The 21340-nt window shown below is 33.7% G+C and carries 22 protein-coding genes, 1 pseudogene and 1 riboswitch; of the genes and pseudogenes, 15 read left to right on the top strand and 8 right to left on the bottom strand.

The features are described 5' to 3' along the window. Positions 1-4: 4 nt before the first annotated feature. Positions 5-922, bottom strand: coding sequence for an iron-hydroxamate ABC transporter substrate-binding protein (locus ABH959_RS18640; RefSeq protein WP_000732562.1), 918 nt, complete (start codon positions 920-922; stop codon positions 5-7). Positions 923-1252: 330 nt separating this feature from the next. Between ABH959_RS18640 and ABH959_RS18635 the strand changes: the two genes are divergently transcribed. Next, on the top strand, positions 1253-2302 hold the full coding sequence (locus tag ABH959_RS18635; protein ID WP_113938012.1) for an NAD(P)/FAD-dependent oxidoreductase: 1050 nt from the start codon (positions 1253-1255) through the stop codon (positions 2300-2302). Between the two features lie 231 nt (positions 2303-2533). On the opposite strand, the gene ABH959_RS18630 is transcribed toward ABH959_RS18635, so the two are convergent. After that, positions 2534-2902, bottom strand: a complete 369-nt coding sequence (locus ABH959_RS18630; RefSeq protein ID WP_113938011.1) for a hypothetical protein — start codon at positions 2900-2902, stop codon at positions 2534-2536. Between the two features lie 181 nt (positions 2903-3083). On the opposite strand from ABH959_RS18630, the gene ABH959_RS18625 reads away from it, so the two are divergent. The 8 genes from ABH959_RS18625 to ABH959_RS18590 all read left to right on the top strand — a co-directional run bounded on the left by ABH959_RS18625 (position 3084) and on the right by ABH959_RS18590 (position 8880). Next, complete coding sequence (locus ABH959_RS18625; RefSeq protein WP_002010190.1) at positions 3084-3323, top strand: helix-turn-helix domain-containing protein; 240 nt, start codon at positions 3084-3086, stop codon at positions 3321-3323. Between the two features lie 248 nt (positions 3324-3571). Further along, positions 3572-4081: a spore coat protein gene (locus ABH959_RS18620; RefSeq protein WP_113938010.1), complete on the top strand. Its 510-nt coding sequence runs from the start codon at positions 3572-3574 to the stop codon at positions 4079-4081. Between the two features lie 20 nt (positions 4082-4101). Further along, entirely contained in the window at positions 4102-4551 is a 450-nt protein-coding gene (locus ABH959_RS18615) for a spore coat protein (RefSeq protein WP_404493040.1), read from the top strand. A gap of 24 nt (positions 4552-4575) precedes the next feature. Next, positions 4576-4716, top strand: coding sequence for a hypothetical protein (locus ABH959_RS18610; protein ID WP_404493039.1), 141 nt, complete (start codon positions 4576-4578; stop codon positions 4714-4716). A 14-nt stretch (positions 4717-4730) separates the two neighbouring features. After that, positions 4731-5399, top strand: a complete 669-nt coding sequence (locus ABH959_RS18605) for an LSm family protein (protein WP_002016710.1) — start codon at positions 4731-4733, stop codon at positions 5397-5399. A gap of 228 nt (positions 5400-5627) precedes the next feature. Next, positions 5628-6893, top strand: coding sequence for an S-adenosylmethionine decarboxylase related protein (locus ABH959_RS18600; protein WP_404493038.1), 1266 nt, complete (start codon positions 5628-5630; stop codon positions 6891-6893). 147 nt (positions 6894-7040) lie between these two features. Beyond that, positions 7041-8267 (top strand): ATP-binding protein, encoded by a 1227-nt coding sequence (locus ABH959_RS18595; protein WP_113938007.1) that lies wholly within the window; start codon positions 7041-7043, stop codon positions 8265-8267. Between the two features lie 229 nt (positions 8268-8496). Continuing rightward, complete coding sequence (locus ABH959_RS18590) at positions 8497-8880, top strand: hypothetical protein (RefSeq protein ID WP_033715352.1); 384 nt, start codon at positions 8497-8499, stop codon at positions 8878-8880. A 25-nt stretch (positions 8881-8905) separates the two neighbouring features. Here the strand turns inward: ABH959_RS18590 and ABH959_RS18585 are convergent, their stop codons facing one another. Beyond that, a complete protein-coding gene (locus ABH959_RS18585; RefSeq protein WP_002091277.1) occupies positions 8906-9538 on the bottom strand; it encodes a cyclase family protein in 633 nt (210 codons plus the stop codon). Positions 9539-9623: 85 nt separating this feature from the next. Beyond that, a riboswitch (SAM riboswitch) is annotated at positions 9624-9736 on the bottom strand. A gap of 149 nt (positions 9737-9885) precedes the next feature. On the opposite strand from ABH959_RS18585, the gene ABH959_RS18580 reads away from it, so the two are divergent. After that, a complete protein-coding gene (locus ABH959_RS18580) occupies positions 9886-10995 on the top strand; it encodes a PRK06851 family protein (RefSeq protein ID WP_113938006.1) in 1110 nt (369 codons plus the stop codon). A 113-nt stretch (positions 10996-11108) separates the two neighbouring features. Further along, positions 11109-11891 carry a nucleotidyltransferase domain-containing protein gene (locus tag ABH959_RS18575; protein WP_404493037.1) on the top strand — a complete coding sequence of 261 codons (783 nt, stop codon included), beginning with the start codon at positions 11109-11111 and terminating at the stop codon, positions 11889-11891. Between the two features lie 134 nt (positions 11892-12025). Here the strand turns inward: ABH959_RS18575 and ABH959_RS18570 are convergent, their stop codons facing one another. Together ABH959_RS18570 and ABH959_RS18565 are read right to left on the bottom strand one after the other, a co-directional pair. After that, positions 12026-13327 (bottom strand): MFS transporter, encoded by a 1302-nt coding sequence (locus ABH959_RS18570; RefSeq protein WP_113938004.1) that lies wholly within the window; start codon positions 13325-13327, stop codon positions 12026-12028. 142 nt (positions 13328-13469) lie between these two features. Further along, a complete protein-coding gene (locus tag ABH959_RS18565) occupies positions 13470-14996 on the bottom strand; it encodes an FAD-dependent oxidoreductase (RefSeq protein ID WP_404493036.1) in 1527 nt (508 codons plus the stop codon). A gap of 578 nt (positions 14997-15574) precedes the next feature. On the opposite strand from ABH959_RS18565, the gene desB reads away from it, so the two are divergent. Continuing rightward, entirely contained in the window at positions 15575-16660 is a 1086-nt protein-coding gene (desB, locus tag ABH959_RS18560; RefSeq protein ID WP_002091268.1) for a Delta(10) desaturase DesB, read from the top strand. Between the two features lie 50 nt (positions 16661-16710). On the opposite strand, the gene ABH959_RS18555 is transcribed toward desB, so the two are convergent. The 3 genes from ABH959_RS18555 to ABH959_RS18545 form a co-directional block, all read right to left on the bottom strand. Next, positions 16711-17403 carry an amino acid ABC transporter permease gene (locus tag ABH959_RS18555; RefSeq protein WP_113770341.1) on the bottom strand — a complete coding sequence of 231 codons (693 nt, stop codon included), beginning with the start codon at positions 17401-17403 and terminating at the stop codon, positions 16711-16713. A 93-nt stretch (positions 17404-17496) separates the two neighbouring features. Continuing rightward, positions 17497-18291: an ABC transporter substrate-binding protein gene (locus ABH959_RS18550; protein WP_113938002.1), complete on the bottom strand. Its 795-nt coding sequence runs from the start codon at positions 18289-18291 to the stop codon at positions 17497-17499. 121 nt (positions 18292-18412) lie between these two features. After that, entirely contained in the window at positions 18413-19135 is a 723-nt protein-coding gene (locus ABH959_RS18545) for an amino acid ABC transporter ATP-binding protein (protein ID WP_404493035.1), read from the bottom strand. Positions 19136-19345: 210 nt separating this feature from the next. Here ABH959_RS18545 and ABH959_RS29415 point away from each other — a divergent pair. From ABH959_RS29415 to argR, 3 genes and pseudogenes are all read left to right on the top strand, one after another. Then, a pseudogene (locus tag ABH959_RS29415) lies at positions 19346-19696 on the top strand (HAMP domain-containing protein); the annotation flags it as partial. Continuing rightward, on the top strand, positions 19688-20638 hold the full coding sequence (locus ABH959_RS18540) for a methyl-accepting chemotaxis protein (RefSeq protein WP_418904754.1): 951 nt from the start codon (positions 19688-19690) through the stop codon (positions 20636-20638). The pseudogene ABH959_RS29415 and the gene ABH959_RS18540, both read left to right, overlap by 9 nt. A 153-nt stretch (positions 20639-20791) precedes the next feature. Beyond that, a complete protein-coding gene (argR, locus tag ABH959_RS18535; protein WP_000711835.1) occupies positions 20792-21241 on the top strand; it encodes an arginine repressor in 450 nt (149 codons plus the stop codon). The last annotated feature ends 99 nt before the right edge of the window (positions 21242-21340 follow it).

Here is a 21340-nt window from a genome sequence, read left to right as displayed (position 1 = left end):
TGTATTATTGACCAAGAAAGCTCTTCTTGAAGAAGTCTAGTTGGAAATCTAATGTAAGTGGATCATTGAAATAGAATTCCATCATGTTTGCTTCATATACACGATTATTTTTTACTGCTGGAATGTTTTTATATGATTCTGTCTCTTGGAATGAGTTATCAGTATCTTTGTTTTTACTTACGATTAAGTAATCACCAGCAAACTCAGGTAATACCTCAGTAGATAATGCGTAGTATCCTTCTTTTAAAGCTTTTTCTTTTACTTTTTCAGGCATTTTTAATTTCATTTCTTGGTAAAGAATTTCTGTTCCGCGGCCCCAGTTTTCGCCGTATACGTAAAGCTGTTTGTTGAAGTTTTCAACAACAGAAACGGTTGCATCTTCACCAATCTTCGCTTTAATGTCTTTTCCAGCTGTTTGTGCGCGTTTCTTGAAATCATCAACCCAAGTTTTTGCTTCTTTTTCTTTATTTAATAATTTACCGATTTCTAAGTGTTGTGTTAAGTAATCAACTTTTCCGTAAGTGTATGTTACAGTAGGAGCGATTTTCTTTAACTTATCAACATTTTTAATATTTGATAAACCAATGATTAAATCTGGATTTAATTCAGCAATCTTTTCAACATTCTCATCTGATACTTCAGCGACATTTTTCAGTTTGCTATCGAAACGTGGGTTTTGTTTAGACCATGAATCTACCCCAACAAGATTTACACCTAATGACATTACGTTACCAGCGAATGATGATAGGACAACAACACGTTGTGGATTTGCTGGAACTTCAACTTTACCATTTTCAGATTGGTATGTAATTGTTTCTGATTTCTTACCTTTTGCGTCGTTCTTCTTGTCTGTTGAACCATTGCTACAAGCACTCATAACAAGGACGAACAGAACTGTTAGTGAAATGAATAATTTTTTCATCGTCTTTCTCCTTTTGATAGATGATATGTGATATACAATAAATTGTTTGGCTTTGATCTTTTGAAAAGTTAGTGGTAATACAAAAGTCTTATTAACAATCTTGAACTTGAGATTTTACCATATAGTATTCACCATAGTAATAGAAGAAGATGTAATCTCACAGTTGCTAATAATTAACAAATTGATAATGATTATCACTATTGATTCTTTAAATACTATAATTTTATATAGGTGTATTGTCAATAGTGATTTTGATTGTAAAATTTATAAAAACAAGTTATATTTTATTGAGAATGATAATCAATTATTAGTAGCTGAGGAGTGACACGAATGAATCAAGAAGAATTGTTTGATGTAACTGTGATAGGCGGAGGACCTGCAGGGCTTTATTCAGCTTTTTATAGTGGACTAAGAGAGATGAAAACGAAAATAATAGAATTTCAACCACAGTTAGGTGGAAAAATACATGTTTATCCGGAGAAAATGATTTGGGATATTGGCGGATTATTACCGGTTACTGGTGATAAATTAATTGAGCAACTTGTACAACAAGGATTAACATTTCAGCCTGAAGTTGTATTGAATACAAAAATAGAATCAATTATTCGTAATCAGGATGGCATTTTTACATTGAAAACAAGCTCTGGGGAAGAACATTTTTCAAAAACAGTGATCGTCGCAACTGGGAGTGGTATATTAAATCCACAAAAGTTATCAATTGAAGGTGCTGAGAGATTCGAAGTCTCAAATTTAAATTATACAGTTAAATCGTTAAAACGTTTCAAAGATAAAACGGTAATTATTTCAGGCGGAGGGAACTCCGCAATTGATTGGGCGAACGAATTAGAACCAATCGCAAAAAAAGTTTATTTAACATATAGAAAAGAAGAATTATCTGGTCATGAAGCACAAGTAAAACAACTTATGAACAGTTCAGCAGAATGTTTCTTTAATACATCGATTACAAAATTAATTGCTGGTGATAACCATGAAGCGATTGAATATATAGAATTAACAAATCATGAAACTGGAGAAATTTCTCATTTATCTATCGATGAAGTTATTATTAATCATGGATATGAACGCGATATAACATTATTAGAAAATAGTGAGCTAGATGTTGCTATTGTTGACAATTATTATATTGCAGGGAATGCAAATAGTGAGTCCTCGGTAGACGGATTATATGCCGCTGGAGATATTTTAAAGCATGAAGGGAAATTGCATTTAATCGCAGGGGCATTCCAAGATGCTGGAAACGCTGTGAATAAAGCGAAACAATTTATTCAACCTGATGCAAGTGAGTACGGAATGGTTTCTTCTCATAATGAAGTATTTAAGAAGAGAAATCGAGAATTGATTAAGCAGATGATGAAATAATAAAGGAACAAGTATACCCCCATTTACATCTCTATTTCTATGGACGAGAGATACAAATGGGGTTTTTCCTGTTTACTATATTTTCAATCATTTTCATGACACCGTTTTCATTAGTTCATGTCATATGAATGTATTTCTATAAAAAGGGAATACAAAGACTTGAACATTTTATTTGTAAATCTTTCTAAGAAACAATGAATCTATAGTTGGTTTGTGCGGACCATTATTAAATTATGCGGTCCCTTTTGTCTGCTTATTAGGAAATGGAATATTTTGTATAGAAACAATATATTGTTTTCCATGTTGTCGAGCTAATGATTCTAATATTTGACGAACGCGTTTTGTAAGATTGCCTTGTTTTTTTATAGCTTCACAATATGCATCATAGAAAACGTATTTAGCCCAAAGGAAATCATCTTGTTGGAATAAGAAATGATTTTTGTACCATTCACCAATCGTATGATAACAATTATTTTCATGTACTGCTGCACTTTGTGAAAGAATACGATCGGATAAAGACTTAGATAGATGAGAAATTGTTTTTTCTGTTTCAACTCGTAATGTTTTTTCTAACATTGTAATGATGTGACGAGTAGCCATATGTTAACTCTCCTTTGTGTAAATGGGTAATACCATTCTATATTTAAAAAATACTTACTATAGTATTATACAATATATGGAATGCATCTACCTGCTTTTTAATTTGTATTTACAAAATCTTTTTTATTTGTTTACAAAAATAAAGTAAGATACATTATGTATATGAAAAAATAATAAAGGAATGAACACATTGTATATAACGATAGAAGAGGCTGCGGAGTATTTGAAATTACCAAAATCGTATGTTGAAGACTTAATTCAGCAAAAGAAAGTTCGTGCATTGTTTGATGGAGAGCAATATTTAATAAATAAGGAACAGTTTAATACACATTTAGAACAAATGGAGAAATATAAGCAGTTAGTGGAAGAAATATTAAATGAACCAATTCCAGAAGATATGGATGTTAAAGACGAAGATTAAATTTATAAAAAGCCCCCGTATTAAGATATGCAGAAATGTATCTTAATACGGGGGCTTTTTATATTAAGGGATGAAAAAGTCATCCGAAATCCTAGAGTTACTTTAAGGGAAAGAAGATTTTATAGGGATTAGTATTATTAGTTAAAAGCATATTTTTTCATAGCGGGGACAAACATAGCGAACATAACCTGTACAGATACATATACTATCAGTGCAAAAGCTTATAAATTAATGGAAGGGGTTTTCTCGTGAGTTTACTTCATTGTGATTTTTTGAAAGATTTAATTGGATCTTATGTAAGAGTAAACAGAGGTGGACCAGAATCTCAAAAAGGAACAATAGTATCAGTGTGTACGGACTACTTCGTATTAAAGAATGAAAAAGGAGAGCGCTATTACTATCAGCTTCGCCATCTGAAAAGTATTACAAAGAATACGAAAGATTGTGTAACAGATGATTGTGGCTGGTTGGAATATGACTGCGCAGAAGATTTTGAAAAGCTACTTCAAAGCTTCAAATACCGCTGGGTAAAAATTAATCGTGGTGGTCCAGAGAAAGTTGAAGGTATTTTACAAGACGTTTCTTGTGATTATGTAACGTTAATTATAAAAGAGGAAGTTATATTAATTGCACTAGCTCATATTAAAAGTGTTAGTTATAACGAATCAGTATGTGGAGAGAGCGATGAGAAAAGTGATGAAAGTAGCAATGATTCAAGTCGAGCTCGTGCACAAAGACAATCAAGAAGAGGAAGATAATAAGAAAGGAGGATATGAAATTGGAGAGTCTATTATGCTGTGATCAAATTAAAGGTTTAGTCGGTGAAAATGTAAAGGTAAATCTGCGCGGGTCGGAAAGTCGAGTAGGTGTACTTTTATCGTTGGGGAAAGATTACCTTACACTACAATTACCTCATGGAGAAGTAGTATATTATCAGTTGAAACATGTGAAGAGTCTAGTCAAGAAAGTGAAAGAAACAAAATGTGACGATTACTATGGTTCATGTTTCTATTCTGATGAAGATACTTTTTTAGATGTATTAAGTGACCTGAAGTATAAGTGGATAAAGGTTAATCGTGGTGGACCAGAGTGTGTGGAAGGTTTATTAAGTGAAGTACATGATGAATGCATTACGCTAGTAAATGGTGATGAAGTCATTTACGTGATTATTTATCATATTAAGAGTGTGAATCAAGTAGTTAAGTGTAAAAAGAATGAAGAAGAATAATGTTTGATAAATAAGAGGGGCATTATGATTGGAAGTGAAGAACGATTTCATAGTTCGCTACAATTATTAGCGATATATGAAAAAAAAATTCTTACTACTAAAAGACAGAACATTGCCCTGATTATTTTTTTAGAAATGGAAGGCAGGAAAAGTAGTATTTTATAGAAAGGAGGATATAGATGAATGAGTTAAACAAAAATATTGGAGAAAATATATACGTTAAATTAATCGGTGAAAAAAGATTTAAAGGTGTATTAATTGATGTAGGAAATGATATTGTAGTTCTTTACAATGGACAAGACTATGTATATATATCTTTATACCATATCCAGTATTATAAATTTTTAAGAGAGCATGATGAAGAAATATTAAAGCCTGGTGTGGACTCTGTAATTAAGAGGGAATCACCTTCAATTTCTTTGAGAAAAGTATTAATCACATCTAAAGGGATTTTTACAGAAATTTATGTGGCAGGAAATGTTCCGATACACGGTTATGTTACAAGTGTGATGAACGATTATATTGTTTTTTATAGCCCTGTTTACAAAACTGTATATATATCTTTAAAGCATTTGAAGTGGTTAATTCCTTATAAAGAGAACCAAGTACCTTATTCCCTCAATAAAAATGAACTCCCCGTAAATCCATTAAATATTACTCTAGCTAGAACTTTTGAAGAACAGCTTATTAAAATGTCAGGGAAAATTATGGTGTTTGATTTAGGCGAGGAATCTAATAAAATCGGAAAGATGACGAAAATTGATGAAGGGCATATTGAAATATTAAAAGCACGTGACGCAAAAATGTACGTGAATATTCAACATGTGAAATCTGTCCATTGTCCGTAGGCTAGTTGAAAGGGCTGGCTTTTTCTTTTATATATAGGGAAGAAAAGGTCGAGCCTATTTGTTTAATTCGATTTGGATATGAGGGGAAAATGAATTGAATATCATATAGGTATGTGTGATCTTTGAAGGGGCAATCTTGTACTAAAGGTGTACGAGCTACCTTTTGGTGTATTCAACTCACTTTTTGAGGAAGAGCTGCTCAACTACTTTATTAAAGGGGTTTTGTTTGTGGAGCAGTTTCCAAATTCGTTTTCGATTACATTACTTGGCAGTGCTGGTGGAGCAGCAAAAGCAGTGTTAGCAATTTTGAATCAAGCGGTAGTAAATGAAAAAGATCCAATTTATGAAGTGATAAAGAATGTGAACTTCTATTTGGTGGATATGAAACAAAAAGATAACAGTTATTATGATGAGTTGTTTCCAAATCTGAAAGAGCAATTTTTTTTATATGAAATAAATCTTCAAGATGTAGTCAAATTTAAACATCATTTAAAGGAAAAAAGAACGAAGGTTGTTATTGATGTTTCAGGTGCAGATACGATTAGGTTGCTGAGTTGTTGTAATGACCTTGGCATTTGTTATATTAATTCGGCTTTGGAAAATGAGGCAGTAGATCAAGACGATAGTTTACTTGGTTTTCAGCTTACGGAAAGGTATACGAGGTTTGAGAAGGAGAAAGAAACATTTACAAATACAAGAGCGATTATAGGCTCAGGTATGAATCCTGGTGTTGTTCAATGGATGGTTGTTGAGCTTATGAAAGAACGTCAAAATGAAAAGCCGCGAGCATGCTATATTGTAGAACATGATAATTCATTTTTGAATGATAAAGAGCTTATAAAACCTCATACACTTTATGCATCATGGGCAGTTGAGCGTTTTCTTGATGAAGCGATATGGAGTTATCCTATGTATATGAGTCATCATCGTCCACTTTACTTTTATGAGGATGTATATGCTTCAGAGTATAAAGTAAAGTTAGGTGAAAAAGAATTTTATGGTTGCTTAATGCCACATGAAGAAGTTTTAATTTTAGGGAAATCTTTTAATATGGAAGTGGGTTTCCTTTATCGGATCAATGAGTATACAACAAACTTAATTAGACAGAACTTAGATAAAGTGGAAGATTTATGGAGTTGGAATCGTAAAGTATTTAATCCAGTAGAAGATGATATTATAGGAGAAGATTTAGTCGGTGTGTTACTCGTTTATGAACATAATGAGACATACATGTATAATGTAATGAATAGTAGCCAAGTTTTTCAAAAATATAAAACAAATGCGACGTACTTCCAAGTAGGGTGTGGAATTTATGCTGGCTTATGTAGTTTACTGTTAGATACTTTTGGAAAAGGTGCTTATTATGTAGAAGAATTATTATTAAATACTGAAAGTAAGTATGGGGAATATTTAAATTTATATATGAAGGATTTTGTAGTAGGACATAATAATTTTACAGATGGATTGCTAAATGATAGGGTAAGATGGATATAAATTGTAACTGAAAAGGAAGGAGCTGTATCTCCTTCCTTCCTTTTAGTATTAGAAGGTTACATGTTGCCCTGAAAGCAATTTCATAATTATAATTTAAAGAGATAACACTTGAAATGTTTTTTTGTATTGATCAAGAGGAGTTTTTATATGAACAAATACAAGAGCTTGATTTATGAAGAAAGAGAAGCTTTAAAAGTATTTATATTATTATTCTATATTATTTTCTTTTTATATGACGTTATCTATTATTTTGTTTATCCTGCTATGAATATTAATGAAGCAAGGGTAGGGTGGCCAGAAGGTGGTATGGGAATAGGTGTATATATATTAGTAATATCTTTATTTCCTATTTCAATATATCTTCAAAAACAAGGTTATGTATATTTTGTGAAATACTTATTTTTAATTGGGTACATGCTTATTGATCTTATTAATAACTTAATGATTTATTTACACAGTGATCGTGTTTTTGAAAATGGAAATATGGTTGAAATATTTTTAATTCTATTTGCACCGATTTTTGTGAACAGAAAATATTTTTATTTCGTTTCCTGTAGTGTAATTGGAAAATATGTATTTTTTACTTTGATATTACAAGATGTAAAAGTTGTGATTCCGCTTGTATTATGTATATTCTTTTTCATCATTTCGCATTCTTTATTAAAGAGATTTCAATCTTATGTAAGGACAGTTGTTGAGATGATGAACAGTATGAAAGAGACGGAAAATTTAGCTGTTATTGGGACAATGTCTACAACAATTGCTCACGAAATTCGAAATCCATTAACAGCTTTAAAAGGATTTACACAAATTCAAAAAGAAAGAAATCCTGAAGATACGATGAGCTATGAGATTATGCTGCAAGAAATTGAGAGAATTAATGGGTTTGTTAGTGAATTGATGTTATTAGGAAAACCGAAACCAACAAATTATGAATGGTGTAATATAGGGGAAATCCTTTTATATGTTGTACAGTTAATGGAAAGCTATGCGACTCAATATAAAGTGAAATTTCATTTGCAAGTAGATGGAAATTTACCCGTTATAAATGGTGATGATAAGCAATTAAAACAAGTGTTGTTAAACATCATCAAAAATGGAATTGAATCGATGCCAGGAGGCGGGAATATTCGGATTCTGGCATATGAAAAAGCTGGAGAGAACTTGTGTATTTCTGTTGAAGATCAAGGTCTTGGGATAGAAAATGAGAAAATAGAAAAGATCGGAAAAGCTTTTTATACAACAAAAGAGAATGGTACAGGTCTTGGATTAATGATTACATATAAAATTATTGAAGAACATCAAGGGAGTATCGCGATTGAAAGTAGTATGGGGATAGGAACGAAAGTGGAAATTTATTTACCAACAGTGTAGTGCATTAGACGAAATTACTTTTCAGAAAAGTGTTCTTGTTGTGTAAATATAAACATTTTATAAAATGTTTCAAGAAGGGTTTTTTTTATAAAAAACTTCGTTTATAATGGAGGAAAATATCGACATAGAGCTTTTAGCTCATGTAACGGTTCAGTAGTGTTATGAAAAGAAAAGAAGGGGTGCACGCGCATCCTTTTTTCTATGCGGATATGATGAAAGGGGTGGTATGATGGAATTAACATTAAATTCGACTGTATGCTTACACACGATTCAATTTCGAAAAGAGCAAAAGAACTATATTGTAAAAGATACGATTACAGGAGAGACATATGAAATGCCGCCACTTTGGATTGATGCACTAGCAATGATGCGTGACGGTTTTTTATTGGGAGAAATTGAGGAGAAATTAAAAGAAGAATATCCAGCAGAAGAAGTAAATATGGTAGCATTTACGAGGCAACTGTTAGAGCTAGAACTTGTCGAAATGGTAGATGGAGAAGAGATAGCTTGTACAAAGAAGAAAGATAAAGATTATTTAGCGTGGATACGACCAAAGGTGGAGCAATTCTTTTTTAACTTAAATAAAAAATATAAAAGCAAAGGTCAAAAGTGATCTTTGCTTTTTTTGTAGACCATGTTTAAAAAATAACAGCGAATGCCCTTGCGAAAGCACCGTCACTATTTTTAATTTTTAAAGGTGCTGCTGAGAAAAAGAATCGTTTCGCTTTAATGGCATCTAAGTTTGTTAAGTTTTCAATTAAGTAAATATTATTTCCTAACAGTATGTGATGAATCGGTGATGTTTCTGTCGTTACCTCATCAGGAGAAATAAAATCTAAACCGACAGATTTTACTTTTAATTGAACTAGTTCTTCAGCTAATTCTTCGGAAAGATAAAACGCTTCTTTCTCATAAGCTTCGGTATTCCATTTATTAGATAGATTGGAATGGAAAATGACAATATCGCCTTCTTTTATGTCGACAGTATGTAATACTTCCTTAGGTAATTTTCGCTCTTGAACATGAGTCACATCGATAAGGACAGCTTCGCCTACAAATTGATTTAGGGGTAATTGATCAATAGTGGTTGCGCCTGAAATGAAATGAGCAGGCGCATCACAATGCGTACCAACATGAACGACAGAATGAAAATTCGTAACTTGATAACCTGTTTCTTCAACGCTTGTAATGGCTTCTAGTTGGATTTTTGGTGTTCCAGGAAATTGAGACATATTATTTTCAAACGTTTGTGATAGATCAATTACTTTCATTTTACATACCTCCAATATATTTTTTTCAAATAATAAAAAGCCCATCCTTCATAATCAAGAAAGATGAGCTTTACATACTAGTTGAGTTTTATCTTCCAAAATGCAATGCATTTTGCAGGAATTAGCACCTATTCAGTTTGCATAAACTGAGGTTGCTGGGCTTCAAAGGACCGGTCCCTCTGCCTCTCTTGATAAAGGTTTATTCGGTTTTAAATTCGGAATGTTTGTGATATTTAAATTGTAATTCATTTCCTTTTTTCGTGCAATACAAATTAGGTGTTCACCCAAATAAAGTTGCTCGCATATTGTAGCTTATGTAAGTAGACTGTTGCGAAGGAGTGAGTGCAGTGACAGGGAATGTATTGAATTATTATGCTGGTGGCAATACAGCTAGAGGATTTCACAGCTTATACGAAGAGAATTTAAAAGGACTAGATAGGTTGTTTATTTTAAAGGGTGGTCCAGGAACGGGAAAATCTTCTTTAATTAAGGCAATAGGTCGTGAATGGGTTGAAAAAGGATATGATATTGAACTTTTGCATTGTTCTTCTGATAATAAGTCAGTTGATGGGGTGATTATTCCGAAATTAAAAGTAGGAATTGTTGATGGAACATCACCGCATGTTATTGAGCCGAAAATGCCAGGAGTTATTGAAGAGTATATAAATTTAGGAGTTGCTTGGGACTCAGATAAATTAAGAAAGCAGAAGTTAGAAATTGAACGGTTTGTATCAGAAGCGGGAAAGGCTTTCAAATCTGCTTACGGATGTTTTAAAGAGGCATTAGTTATACATGATGAGTGGGAGAAAATATATATTAATAACATTGATTTTAATAAAGCAAATGAACTAACAGATCAGCTAATTCAGAAATTATTTGCAGATAAAAAGGAGAAACAATCGATTGTGAAACATCGTTTTTTAGGAGCTGCTACACCGAAAGGAGCAGTTGATTTTGTTCCTAATTTAACAGAAGGGTTACCACATCGTTATTTTATAAAAGGACGCCCGGGCTCTGGAAAATCAACAATGCTCAAAAAGTTATCGAAGGCAGCAGAAGAAAAAGGTTTTGACGTTGAAGTATATCATTGCGGATTTGACCCGAATAGTCTTGATATGGTTATCGTAAGAGAATTAGGATTTGCAATTTTTGATAGTACCGCACCACATGAATATTTTCCAAGTCGCGAAGGTGATGAGATTATAGATATGTATGCTCTTATTGTTAAACCGGGGACGGATGAGAAGTATGCTACAGAAATTCGTGACGTTTCCATTCAATATAAAGCAAAAATGAATGAGGCAATGTCTTTCTTAGCAAAAGCAAAATCAGTTCGTGATAAATTAGAACGAATTTATATTGCTGCTATGGATTTTTCAAAAGTGGATGCATATAAAGAGGAAATTCAAAAAGAGTTTGAACGAATTACTGCTACTGTAATTGAAAATAAAAAATAGGTGCTTTATTGAGCTGTCAGAAATTGTCTGACAGCTGTTTTGGTATATAGTAAAATTAGTCGTATATTTGTCGAATTCCCAGGGAAATAATCAAAAAATGGAGATGGTATGAAATGAGAGAGAAAATTGAATTAGAACTAGAGCGAATTGAAAAAGAGAATGGTGTGAAAATTTTATTCGCTGTGGAATCAGGGAGTCGGGCGTGGGGGTTTCCATCGAAAGATAGTGATTATGATGTTAGGTTTGTTTATATACACCCTGTAGAATGGTATTTATCAATCCATGATAAGCGTGATGTAATCGAATATCCAATTAGTGATGATTTAGACATAAGTGGTTGGGATATTAAAAAGGCTTTGCAACTGTTTGCAAAGTCAAATCCAGCGTTACTCGAATGGATTCGATCGCCGATTTTTTATTCGAAAAACTCGAACCTTCCAGAACAGCTTCAGCAAATGAGTGAAAAGGATTTTAATTCGAAATCAACGATATATCATTACTTACATATGGCTTCAAAAAACTATCGTGAATTTTTACAAGGTGAAAATGTAAAGTTGAAAAAGTACTTTTACGTATTACGTCCTATTTTAGCTTGTAAATGGTTAGAAGAGAAAGGGACATTGCCCCCAGTAGAATTTGACCGGTTAATTATGGAACTATCAGTAGAGCCTAGTGTATTAGATGAAATTGAAAAGTTGTTAATAAAGAAAAAAGCAGGTACGGAATTAGATGTTGGATTGAAAATTGAGGTGTTAAATCAATTTTTAGAAGAACAAATTGATTATTATGAGCAATACGTGAAAGGGATTGAAAAGGGATTAGGGATTGATATTGAGAGTTTGAATACATTATTTCGAAATATGTTGTTTGAAGTATATGAAAAAGAGCACAAGTGAGTTTGTGCTCTTTTTTATCCCGCATTAACGGGCAGTAAGACTCCCACCTCAAGATTCGGCTGGAGCGAAGAAGTTAGGTGGGAGGTCAACTGTCCGTAAACGCCCGATTGGTGAGGGCTGATTAAAGTTTCACTTTATTTTGTAGGAATAAAGAAAACAGATATAGCTGCGATAAGACCTGCAAAGGAGAATAAGTAAAAATTCCACGCCAAGTCATATTGCATTGTCATAATAATACCGACAAGAATAGGGCCAGCAATCGCACCAACTCGGCCAAGTCCAAGTCCCCAGCCTAAGGAGGTAGCTCGTACATGTGATGGGAAGTATTGTGTTACATAAGCATTTAATATTTGAGTAATACCGACTGATCCAATTCCAGCAAGACCAATTAAAAGATAAATGATTGTAACAGATGGTTTAATTGTTAATAGTCCAATACATATGGCTGCCATAAGATAGGAGATACTAATAACAATTTTTGCTCCTATACGATCGGCAATCGCCCCAGCAAATAATGCACCGATAGCTGCAGTAATATTTAGTATAAGTAGAAATGATAAACTAGATCCAAGAGGGTATCCTGCCTGGCGCATCATCTGTGGTAGCCAAGTATTTAAACCGTATATTAAAAACATTCCCATTATATAAGTGAGCCAAAAAAGTAGTGTTGCTTTTATGTAATCTTTTGAGAATAACGTAAGAAATCCATTTTTCTTTTGTATATTAGATGGTGTTTCAGGAATTTCATCTTTTACATGGAGTTCAATTTGAAAGCGATTAAGAATTTTATTCACTTCTTCTTGTCGATTTCGCGATAATAAAAATTGAATGGACTCAGGTAAATAACGAATAATGAAAGGAATGAGGAGTAGCGGAATCATTCCGATGCCAAACATAATTCTCCATCCGAAATCTTCTAGCATAAACATGGATAAAATAGCGCCTAACACGATACCTAAAGGATAGCCGGTAAACATAAGAGCATAAATAAAAGATTGCCGTTTTTTTGGTGAATATTCAACAGTAAGTGCTGAAGCCGTTGGGATAACACCGCCTAATCCGATTCCTCCGATGAATCGAGATAACCCAAATGATTCAGGAGAAGGAGCAATTGCAGCTAAGCCCATTGTGATAGAAAAAAGGGCTAAACAGCATATAAGTGTCCATTTTCGTCCAATTAGATCTGTAATGGTTCCAACTAGAATAGCACCAATAAACATCCCAAATAAAGCATAGCTGGCAATTGTTCCAGCGTGGGCTGGTGATAGTGCCCAGCTTTTGTCTTCTAGGAGCTTTGGCAGAACGGCGCCGTAAATACCTAAATCATATCCGTCAGCTAGAATGGCTAGCCAACAAATAAAAACAACAAGTTTTGTAATAGAACTTGAAAAGATAGTTTCTGTAGATTCTAGATGAGGTGGAGCAGAAGGTTGCATAGTATTCACCCCTTTTATTTGTAGATGAATATATTATTTTATTTAATGTTAATATTCCCCTTCTTATGTCGAAATTTATATGAAAAGGTGTCATGAAAAATAAAGAAGTTCAACAGGTTTCTTGTTGAACTTCTTTGTTTTTTTACTCGTTATCAACTCGTTTTAATGGTTGATCTGCAGGACCTTCCATAACATCCCCATCAATTGAAAAACGGGAACCGTGACAAGGGCAATCCCAAGTACAATCACCGTTATTCCATTCAACTTCACAGCCGAGGTGTGTACAAGTCGTATCGACGATATGTAATTTTCCTTCTTTATCTTTATAAGCACCTGCTCGTTTACCGTTAACATGTACAACAGATCCCTCGCCAACTTCAAGATCTTCTGGTTTACGTAATGCGGTTTCAATTTTCCCTTCAATTAAATGTTTAGCAACATCAATGTTCTGAGAGAGGAAAGTTTTTATATCCGGATTTGCATGAAAGCGTGATGGTGCAAACAGTTCTTTATATGGGCTGTGGACTTTTAGAATGGAGTCCTTCAGTAAATGAGCTGCTGCAGTTCCAGTCGTCATTCCCCATTTACGATATCCAGTTGCAACAAATATATTTGGATTTCTTTCGTTAATATGTCCGATATAAGGGAGCTTGTCTAGAGTAATTAAATCTTGCGCTGACCATCTATAGGGAACTTCATCTACTCCAAAAGTTGCTTCAGCAAAAGAATAGAGTGCTTCATAATGAAGCATCGTATTTATTCCCTGTCCCGTTTTATGGCTCTCTCCGCCAATCAAAATCAACTTTTCTCCATTGTTTGTTATATAGCGTAAGGAGCGTTTTGGATCATCAATACTTAAATACATGCCACCTGGATAATCTGTTTTTGCTTTTATTGCAAGAGCATATGAGCGTTCTGCATACATTCGCGTAAAGAAAAAGCTATTAGCATCATAAAAAGGAAAATGTGAACAAGAGACAATATATTTACAAGTGATGCGATGGTCACCCTTTGTAATGACTTGTGGACAATCACCTTTTTCCACATCAATAGCTGTTGTTTGTTCATAAACTCTGCCGCCCATCTCCACAAACTTTTCTAAAAGTGTTTTCAAATAAAGGAGGGGATGGAATTGTGCTTGGTTTTTCATGACAAGTGCAGATTGTACTGGAATCGGAATCGATAGAGATTGAACATAGTCACAAGGTATATTTAATTTTTGATAGGCCTCATATTCTTTCGATAAATTTCTTAATCCATTATCAGTAGTTGTATATAAATACGAATCTTCATTTGAGAAATTACAGTCGATTTTATATGTTTGCACAGTCTCATTTATGAATTGTAGAGCATGATTATTTGATTCATAGTAAAGTCGGGTTTTTTCCACACCGAAATGATTTATTAATTCATCATAAATAAGATCATGTTGTGCCGTTACCTTTGCGGTTGTATGCCCAGTCGTTCCATTTAAAATAAGACCAGAATCAATTAAAACGACTTTCATTCCTTCTTTAGCGAGTAAATAGGCAGTGGTAATGCCTGTAATACCAGCTCCGATAACAGCAACTTCTGTCTTTATATTTTCGGATAAATGAGGAAAAGTAGGAACTTGAGTAGATTCAATCCAATAGGATGATGGTAACTGCGGAAATGTGTCATCTGTCATTTTGAAAACCTCCAAATTAGAACAATTTTCCTTTTAATATTTCCATATTATATGGAATTCATGTATGTTGTTTTCGTAGCGTTCTATTTTTACTAAACGAAAGAAAAAATATTTTAATATAATTATTTTATTGGGGCAGTATGAAGAAGTAGGATTTATATAAAGCTAAATTCAAGTGATTCCATTTGTTGATTACATAGAGAGTTCTTGAATAAGATAGAGTCTATGTTGTTTAAGTGGATATGTATATATACCTGATAAAGCCTTATGAAATCTATGCTTTTTCTTTAGTGAAATAAAGTATGATTATAAAAATATAACCAACTTTTATTACTAGGTCATAAAAGTTGTTGACAATATAGAAATTCTATTGTTATGATTCATCATGTGGAAAGGTTGATAGAGAGTAAAAAGAGAAATGTTTTTCATTGATAATAAAAGCGAAAATTAAGTGACGATAGAGTGAGTATATTTTCCTTATGATAAATGCTTTTTGGATCACGTAGTAAAATCAATCTGGAAGCAAGAATTGATATATGCAAGTTGCGCGGGGCGCGGCATAAGAAAGGGGCAAAAGGATGAAGGAGCTTCATACGTTTGGGTGGTATGCAGCACGTGTAGCACCACATTTGCCGAAAAAAGCATTTAAACCAGTTCCTAATCGATTATTTGGTGGACTGGCTTATTTACTTGTGGCATTGGCTGGTTTAATAACGATCGGTGTATTTGAATTGAATGTGTGGGCAAATCTAGGAATTGCAATTGTTCTTGGATTATGTTTTGCTTCACTTGGATTTTTAGGACATGAAATTTTACATGGAACAGTTGTAAGAAAGGCATGGCTTCGTGATTTTTTAGGTGCGATAGCATTTATGCCATTATCAACTGGCCCAAAACTTTGGAGAAAGTGGCATAATGCAACGCATCATGTTCACACACAGCATGAAGAGAATGATCCAGATGCATGGCCGACATTTGAGAAACTGAAAAAGAGTAAGTTTTTGAGTTGGGTATATCGCATGCCTCTTCATGTACGTTCATTCTTTAGTTTCCTGTCACTAACAATTCAATTTACGTTACATTCGACTCGAATGTTCTTTCATTTTATAAAAGAATTTAAGTCATCCAATCAAAAATCTGTATGGCTTCAACTTCTTTTGCCCTGGACAGTTTGGATTAGTTTATTGTTTATTATGGGACCTACAAAGTGGTTCTTTGCATACGTGATTCCGTTGTTAATTGCTAACTTTATTGTAATGGCGTATATCGCAACAAATCACCGCTTAAATCCTATTGTTCCAGTAAATGATCCTTTAGCAAACTGTTTATCAGTAACAGTACCGCGCTGGGTAGACGTTTTACATTTCAATTTCTCATACCATACAGAACATCATCTGTTTCCTGCTATGAGTTCTAAATACTATCCATTAGTAAAAGATAAAATTAAAGAAATGTGGCCGGAACGCTATCACGAAATGCCGATGACAAAAGCTTTGGCAGCACTTTGGAATACACCACGTGTGTATTATCACGGAAGTGAATTAGTTGATCCGCATAGGGAGCATTTCTATGGTTCTTTAGGAAATGGATTGGATCCTCATAATATTTCATATCGTGAGGAACATATAGAGGAAAAAGAGACTATAAAAAAAGTAAATCAATAATAGACATATTTTACGATGAAAAAGCAAGCTCTCTTAGAGCTTGCTTTTTGTTATAAAGAGACTTCTTTCTTGTTCTTCGTCTTGACCTGGACAGAGTTATTTTCTTTTCGTTGAAGTCGTTTTTCTAAAAGATTAACAAAATAAGTAAATAGAAGAACAAGTACGAGGTAATATAAACCAACAATTATGTATGTATCTAATTGTTGGAAGTTACTTGCAGCAATTGATAAACCTGATCCCCATAATTCGGACAATCCTACGTAAGCAACAAGAGAAGAATCTTTTAATCCAATAATAAATTGGTTCCCTAGAGGGGGAAGAGACAGACGAAATGCTTGTGGTAATATAATTCGGCGCATAGCTAAAGGGTAAGGCATACCTAAAGAGCGAGCGGCTTCCAATTGTCCACGGTCAACGGACTGAATGGATCCGCGGAAAATCTCAGTAATATATGCACCGTTATGGATTGCTAAAGCAATTGCTCCTGCCCAAAAAGGAGTGAAGACAATAATCGATGTAATACCGAAATAGAGAATGGCAATTTGAACAATTAAAGGTGTACCACGAATAATGGCGATATATACATGAGCAATACTATTTAAAACCTTATTGTTAGAGATTCGAAAGAAAGCGACTAGTAATCCAATTAGTGAACCGAGTAATAGGGATGTTAATGTTAATTGTAATGTGACAATAGTAGCCTTTAAGAGTGTGGGATAGGTAGAGATAAAAATTTCAAACATATGTGTCACCTCATATTGTATGGATTTTAGTAGTGAATGAAGTGCCCCACATACAAAGTGGGGCATGATTTATGAAATCTCTAAATGGCTAACTTACTTTGTTTTTGCCTCGTCTCCAAGAATATTACGCCCAAACCATTTTTTACTGATCTTTTCATACGTACCATCTTTAATGATTTCATCTAAAGCTTTATTTACTTTCTCAACCATTTCTTTATCATCTTTACGAATAGCAATTCCCATTTCATCAAGATTTAATGGTTTTCCAGCTTCTTTTATATTTGATTTACCTTCTTTGATCATACGTAAACCGACCATTTGATCAGTGATTACTGCATCAATACGTCCAGGCTCTAAGTCCATAAGTGCAGTAATATCGCTATCATATTCTGTGATTTGATCTGTATGTTTTGCAACAAGGTCTTTAAAGGTACTAGCTTTTACAACGCCAATTTTCTTACCTTTCAAATCTTCTGGAGAAGAGATAGATGCATTCTTTTTAGCCACAAAAATTTGGGCACCAGAGCGATAATAAGGATTGGAGAAACTAACAGCTTTTAAGCGTTCTTCTGTAATTGCCATACTGCCCAATATAGCATCATATTTTTTCGATTGTAGACCTTGAATTAGCGTTTCCCATGGATTTGTAATAGGAGTGGGTTTCATATTCATTTTTTTCGCAAGTGCCTCACCAATTTCCACATCAAAACCGGCAAGCTTTCCGTCATTTTCTTTATAGTTAAAAGGTTTATATAAGCCACTCATCGCATAACGAAATTCTTTTTCACCATTTGAAGAAGTAGTAGCACTTTCCTTACTACAGGCTCCTAGTATGAAGGATGTACATAATGTAATACTCGCAACAATGGTTAATAGTTTTCTTTTCATAAAACCCCTCCTATATATTGATCATACGGATGGTTTTAAGTATGTTACTGAGATATTTTATTTGGACAATTAGTTGTGCACCGTATGGATGTATTTCTTTTCATTTGAAACAGAAGTTACATTATAAAACGTTGCGTAAAAATTGTTTTGCTCGTTCATGTGATGGAGCTGAAAAGAATTGTGCTGGCGGAGCGTCCTCTACAATCTTTCCGTCATCCATAAATATGACGCGATCAGCTACATCTCTTGCGAAATTCATTTCATGAGTAACAATAATCATGGTCATTCCTTCTTCAGCAAGTTCTTTCATAACTTGCAATACTTCTCCAACAAGTTCAGGGTCTAAGGCTGAGGTAGGTTCATCAAATAGCATAATTTTAGGGTTCATAGCAAGAGCTCGTGCAATCGCAACGCGTTGTTTTTGACCACCTGAAAGTAAGTGAGGAGTTACATCCGCCTTATCTTGTAGGCCGACTTTTTGTAGGAGTTGATTCCCAACATCCTTCGCGTCTGCTGTCTCTAATTTTTTTACGTGAATAGGTGCTTCTATGATGTTTTCTAGTGAGGTCATATGAGGAAAGAGGTTAAAGTGTTGAAAAACCATACCGACATTTTCACGGACTTTGTTTAAATTTGAATGCTTTGGATCAATTCGCTCACCTTGTAAGTGAATTTCACCTTCATCGTACATTTCTAAAAAGTTAAGACAGCGAAGTAATGTACTTTTGCCGGAACCACTGGCACCGATTAAAACAACAACTTCTTTTTCTTTTACTTCTAAAGCAATTCCTTTTAAAACATCAAGTGAGCCGAATGATTTTACTAGATTTCGAACTTGAATCATACAAAACCCCCAGTCAAAAATATATTTACAAATGTTGCCCCTTATTTCTGTTATTAGTCATAAATTGTCAGAATCCTTTATTTTTTTCAGGAGGATTTAATATTCAAAGAAATAATGATTTTTAAAATCCTTATATCTTTCTATAACGAAAATATGGATAATAATATATAGGTAGTACTTATATTGCTTATAAGAAGGGGGAAAGAAGAGATGGGAAAAGAAAGAAAAACATTTTCTTTTGGCTTACGTACACAACTTATGCTATTCACTACAATTTTAGCTTTAATTACATATTCAACAAGTTTAATTTTCATTTACGTTATATATGATTATTTTCAAAGTTATGTAAGTCAAACTGTTTATAATATTATCGTTATGTTATTAGGTGTAGTATGGTCTGGAATTTTAGCGTATGGGGCAGCAATATTTTTAATTAAACCACTTCGAAAGTTGGAAGAAGCAGCAAGGAAAGCGGCTGAAGGTGATATTCGTGAAGATGTCCCATTGCCAAAGACCGATGATGAGATTAAATCTTTAAGTGTTGCATTTAATATGATGCTAGGGAACTTAAGGGGCATGGTAAAAAATATCGATACTACATTTTCGTATACAAATAATCAAGTTCAGCAAATTAGAAAACAAACAGGTGAAGCGACAAAGCAAGCACAAGGTGTGTCTGAAACTCTTGCGGAGATTTCTTCCGGTGCCGAGCAATCAGCAGCATCGATTCAAGCGATCGTTTCTACTGTTGATACAACGACTTCTATTGCAAATGAAGTAGAAGGAAAAGCAAAACAGTCTGACGAGTTGTCTTCAGAAATGGTTCAAGCTTTAGGACAAAGTACACGTGTCTTTACTTCTTTAATTCAAGGTATTCAAACATTGGCGAGAGAAAATGAAGATTCGATGGAAAATGTACAGAAATTAGAAGAGCGAATGAAACAAGTTGAACATATTGTTTCTGTTGTGAGTGAGATTGCTAGTCAAACGAATTTATTAGCACTCAACGCTTCTATTGAGGCAGCTCGTGCAGGAGAGCATGGAAGGGGCTTTGCGGTTGTAGCAGAAGAAGTACGTAAACTTGCTGATGAAAGTGATCATTCCGCAAGAAACATATCGCAGTTATTACGGGATATGCAAGATGAAGTACAGCAAGTCGCATTGAAAATGACAGAGCAGGTGAAGACAGCTAAAGAAGAGGCGAAACGCGGAGAAGCTACAGAATTAATTTTAAAAGAAATGTCATCAAGTATTATGGAAGTAGCCGATGCAACCAAGCAAATTAGTAGTTATATGAATGAACAAGCGAGTCACATTCATCAAACAGGAGCACAAACAAAGGCTGTAGCAGCAATTGCGGAAGAAACGTCAGCTGGTTCACAAGAAGTGGCACGTGTGACATTACAACAGTCTAAAAATATGATAGCAATCGATCAATTATTAAAAGACTTAGAGAAGCAATCAGCGGATTTAAAACAAACAATTGAACGATTTTCAATGTAAAAGAGAAGAACAGAATGCTGTTCTTCTCTTTTTTTAGCTAGATTTAATATCTACAGTTAAAAAGTATAAACTATGAACGTTTCCGCAACATTCTTTTCTGTCCCTTTCGGATGAAAATTATAGCGAGCTATAATATTAAAAGGGGTGTCTTTTATGAAAAAAGAAAAAAGACAACGATTAATTAAACAATTTGTAAAGGAGTATGAAATAGAGAAGCAAGAAAGATTAGTAGAATTGTTAGCAAAAAAAGATGTATTAGTAACACAAGCTACAGTTTCTCGAGATATTCGTGAGTTAAACTTAACGAAGGTACCTTCTCAAGAAGGATTAATGATATATAAATTTTTCTCAGAAGAGCATTTACAAACTGATATAAAGTTAAAGAAAAAATTACGAGAGGTTGTTGTAAAAATTGATTGTGTAGATCAATTAATGGTTATTAAAACATTACCCGGTAATGCACATGTTATTGGTGTTTTGTTTGATGAGTTAGATTGGAAAGAAAAAATAGGATGTATATGTGGAAATGATACATGCCTTATAATTTCTCAGTCGAAATCAGATAGGGAGATTTTAGAAGAAAGGTTAAATTTAATTATTTAGATGCAAAATCCTGTTTTTAATAAAAATTAAAAACAGGATTTTTTTTAAATACGGAAGTTAAATATTCAGCATATATGCGTAATATATGTATTTTTTTAT

It is taken from the genome of Bacillus sp. RC51 (genome assembly GCF_044908115.1).
In the GTDB taxonomy this organism is placed as follows: domain Bacteria; phylum Bacillota; class Bacilli; order Bacillales; family Bacillaceae_G; genus Bacillus_A; species Bacillus_A mycoides.
The sequence above is the reverse complement of the archived record's forward strand: the minus strand, read 5'-3'. Positions and strand labels throughout refer to the sequence as shown.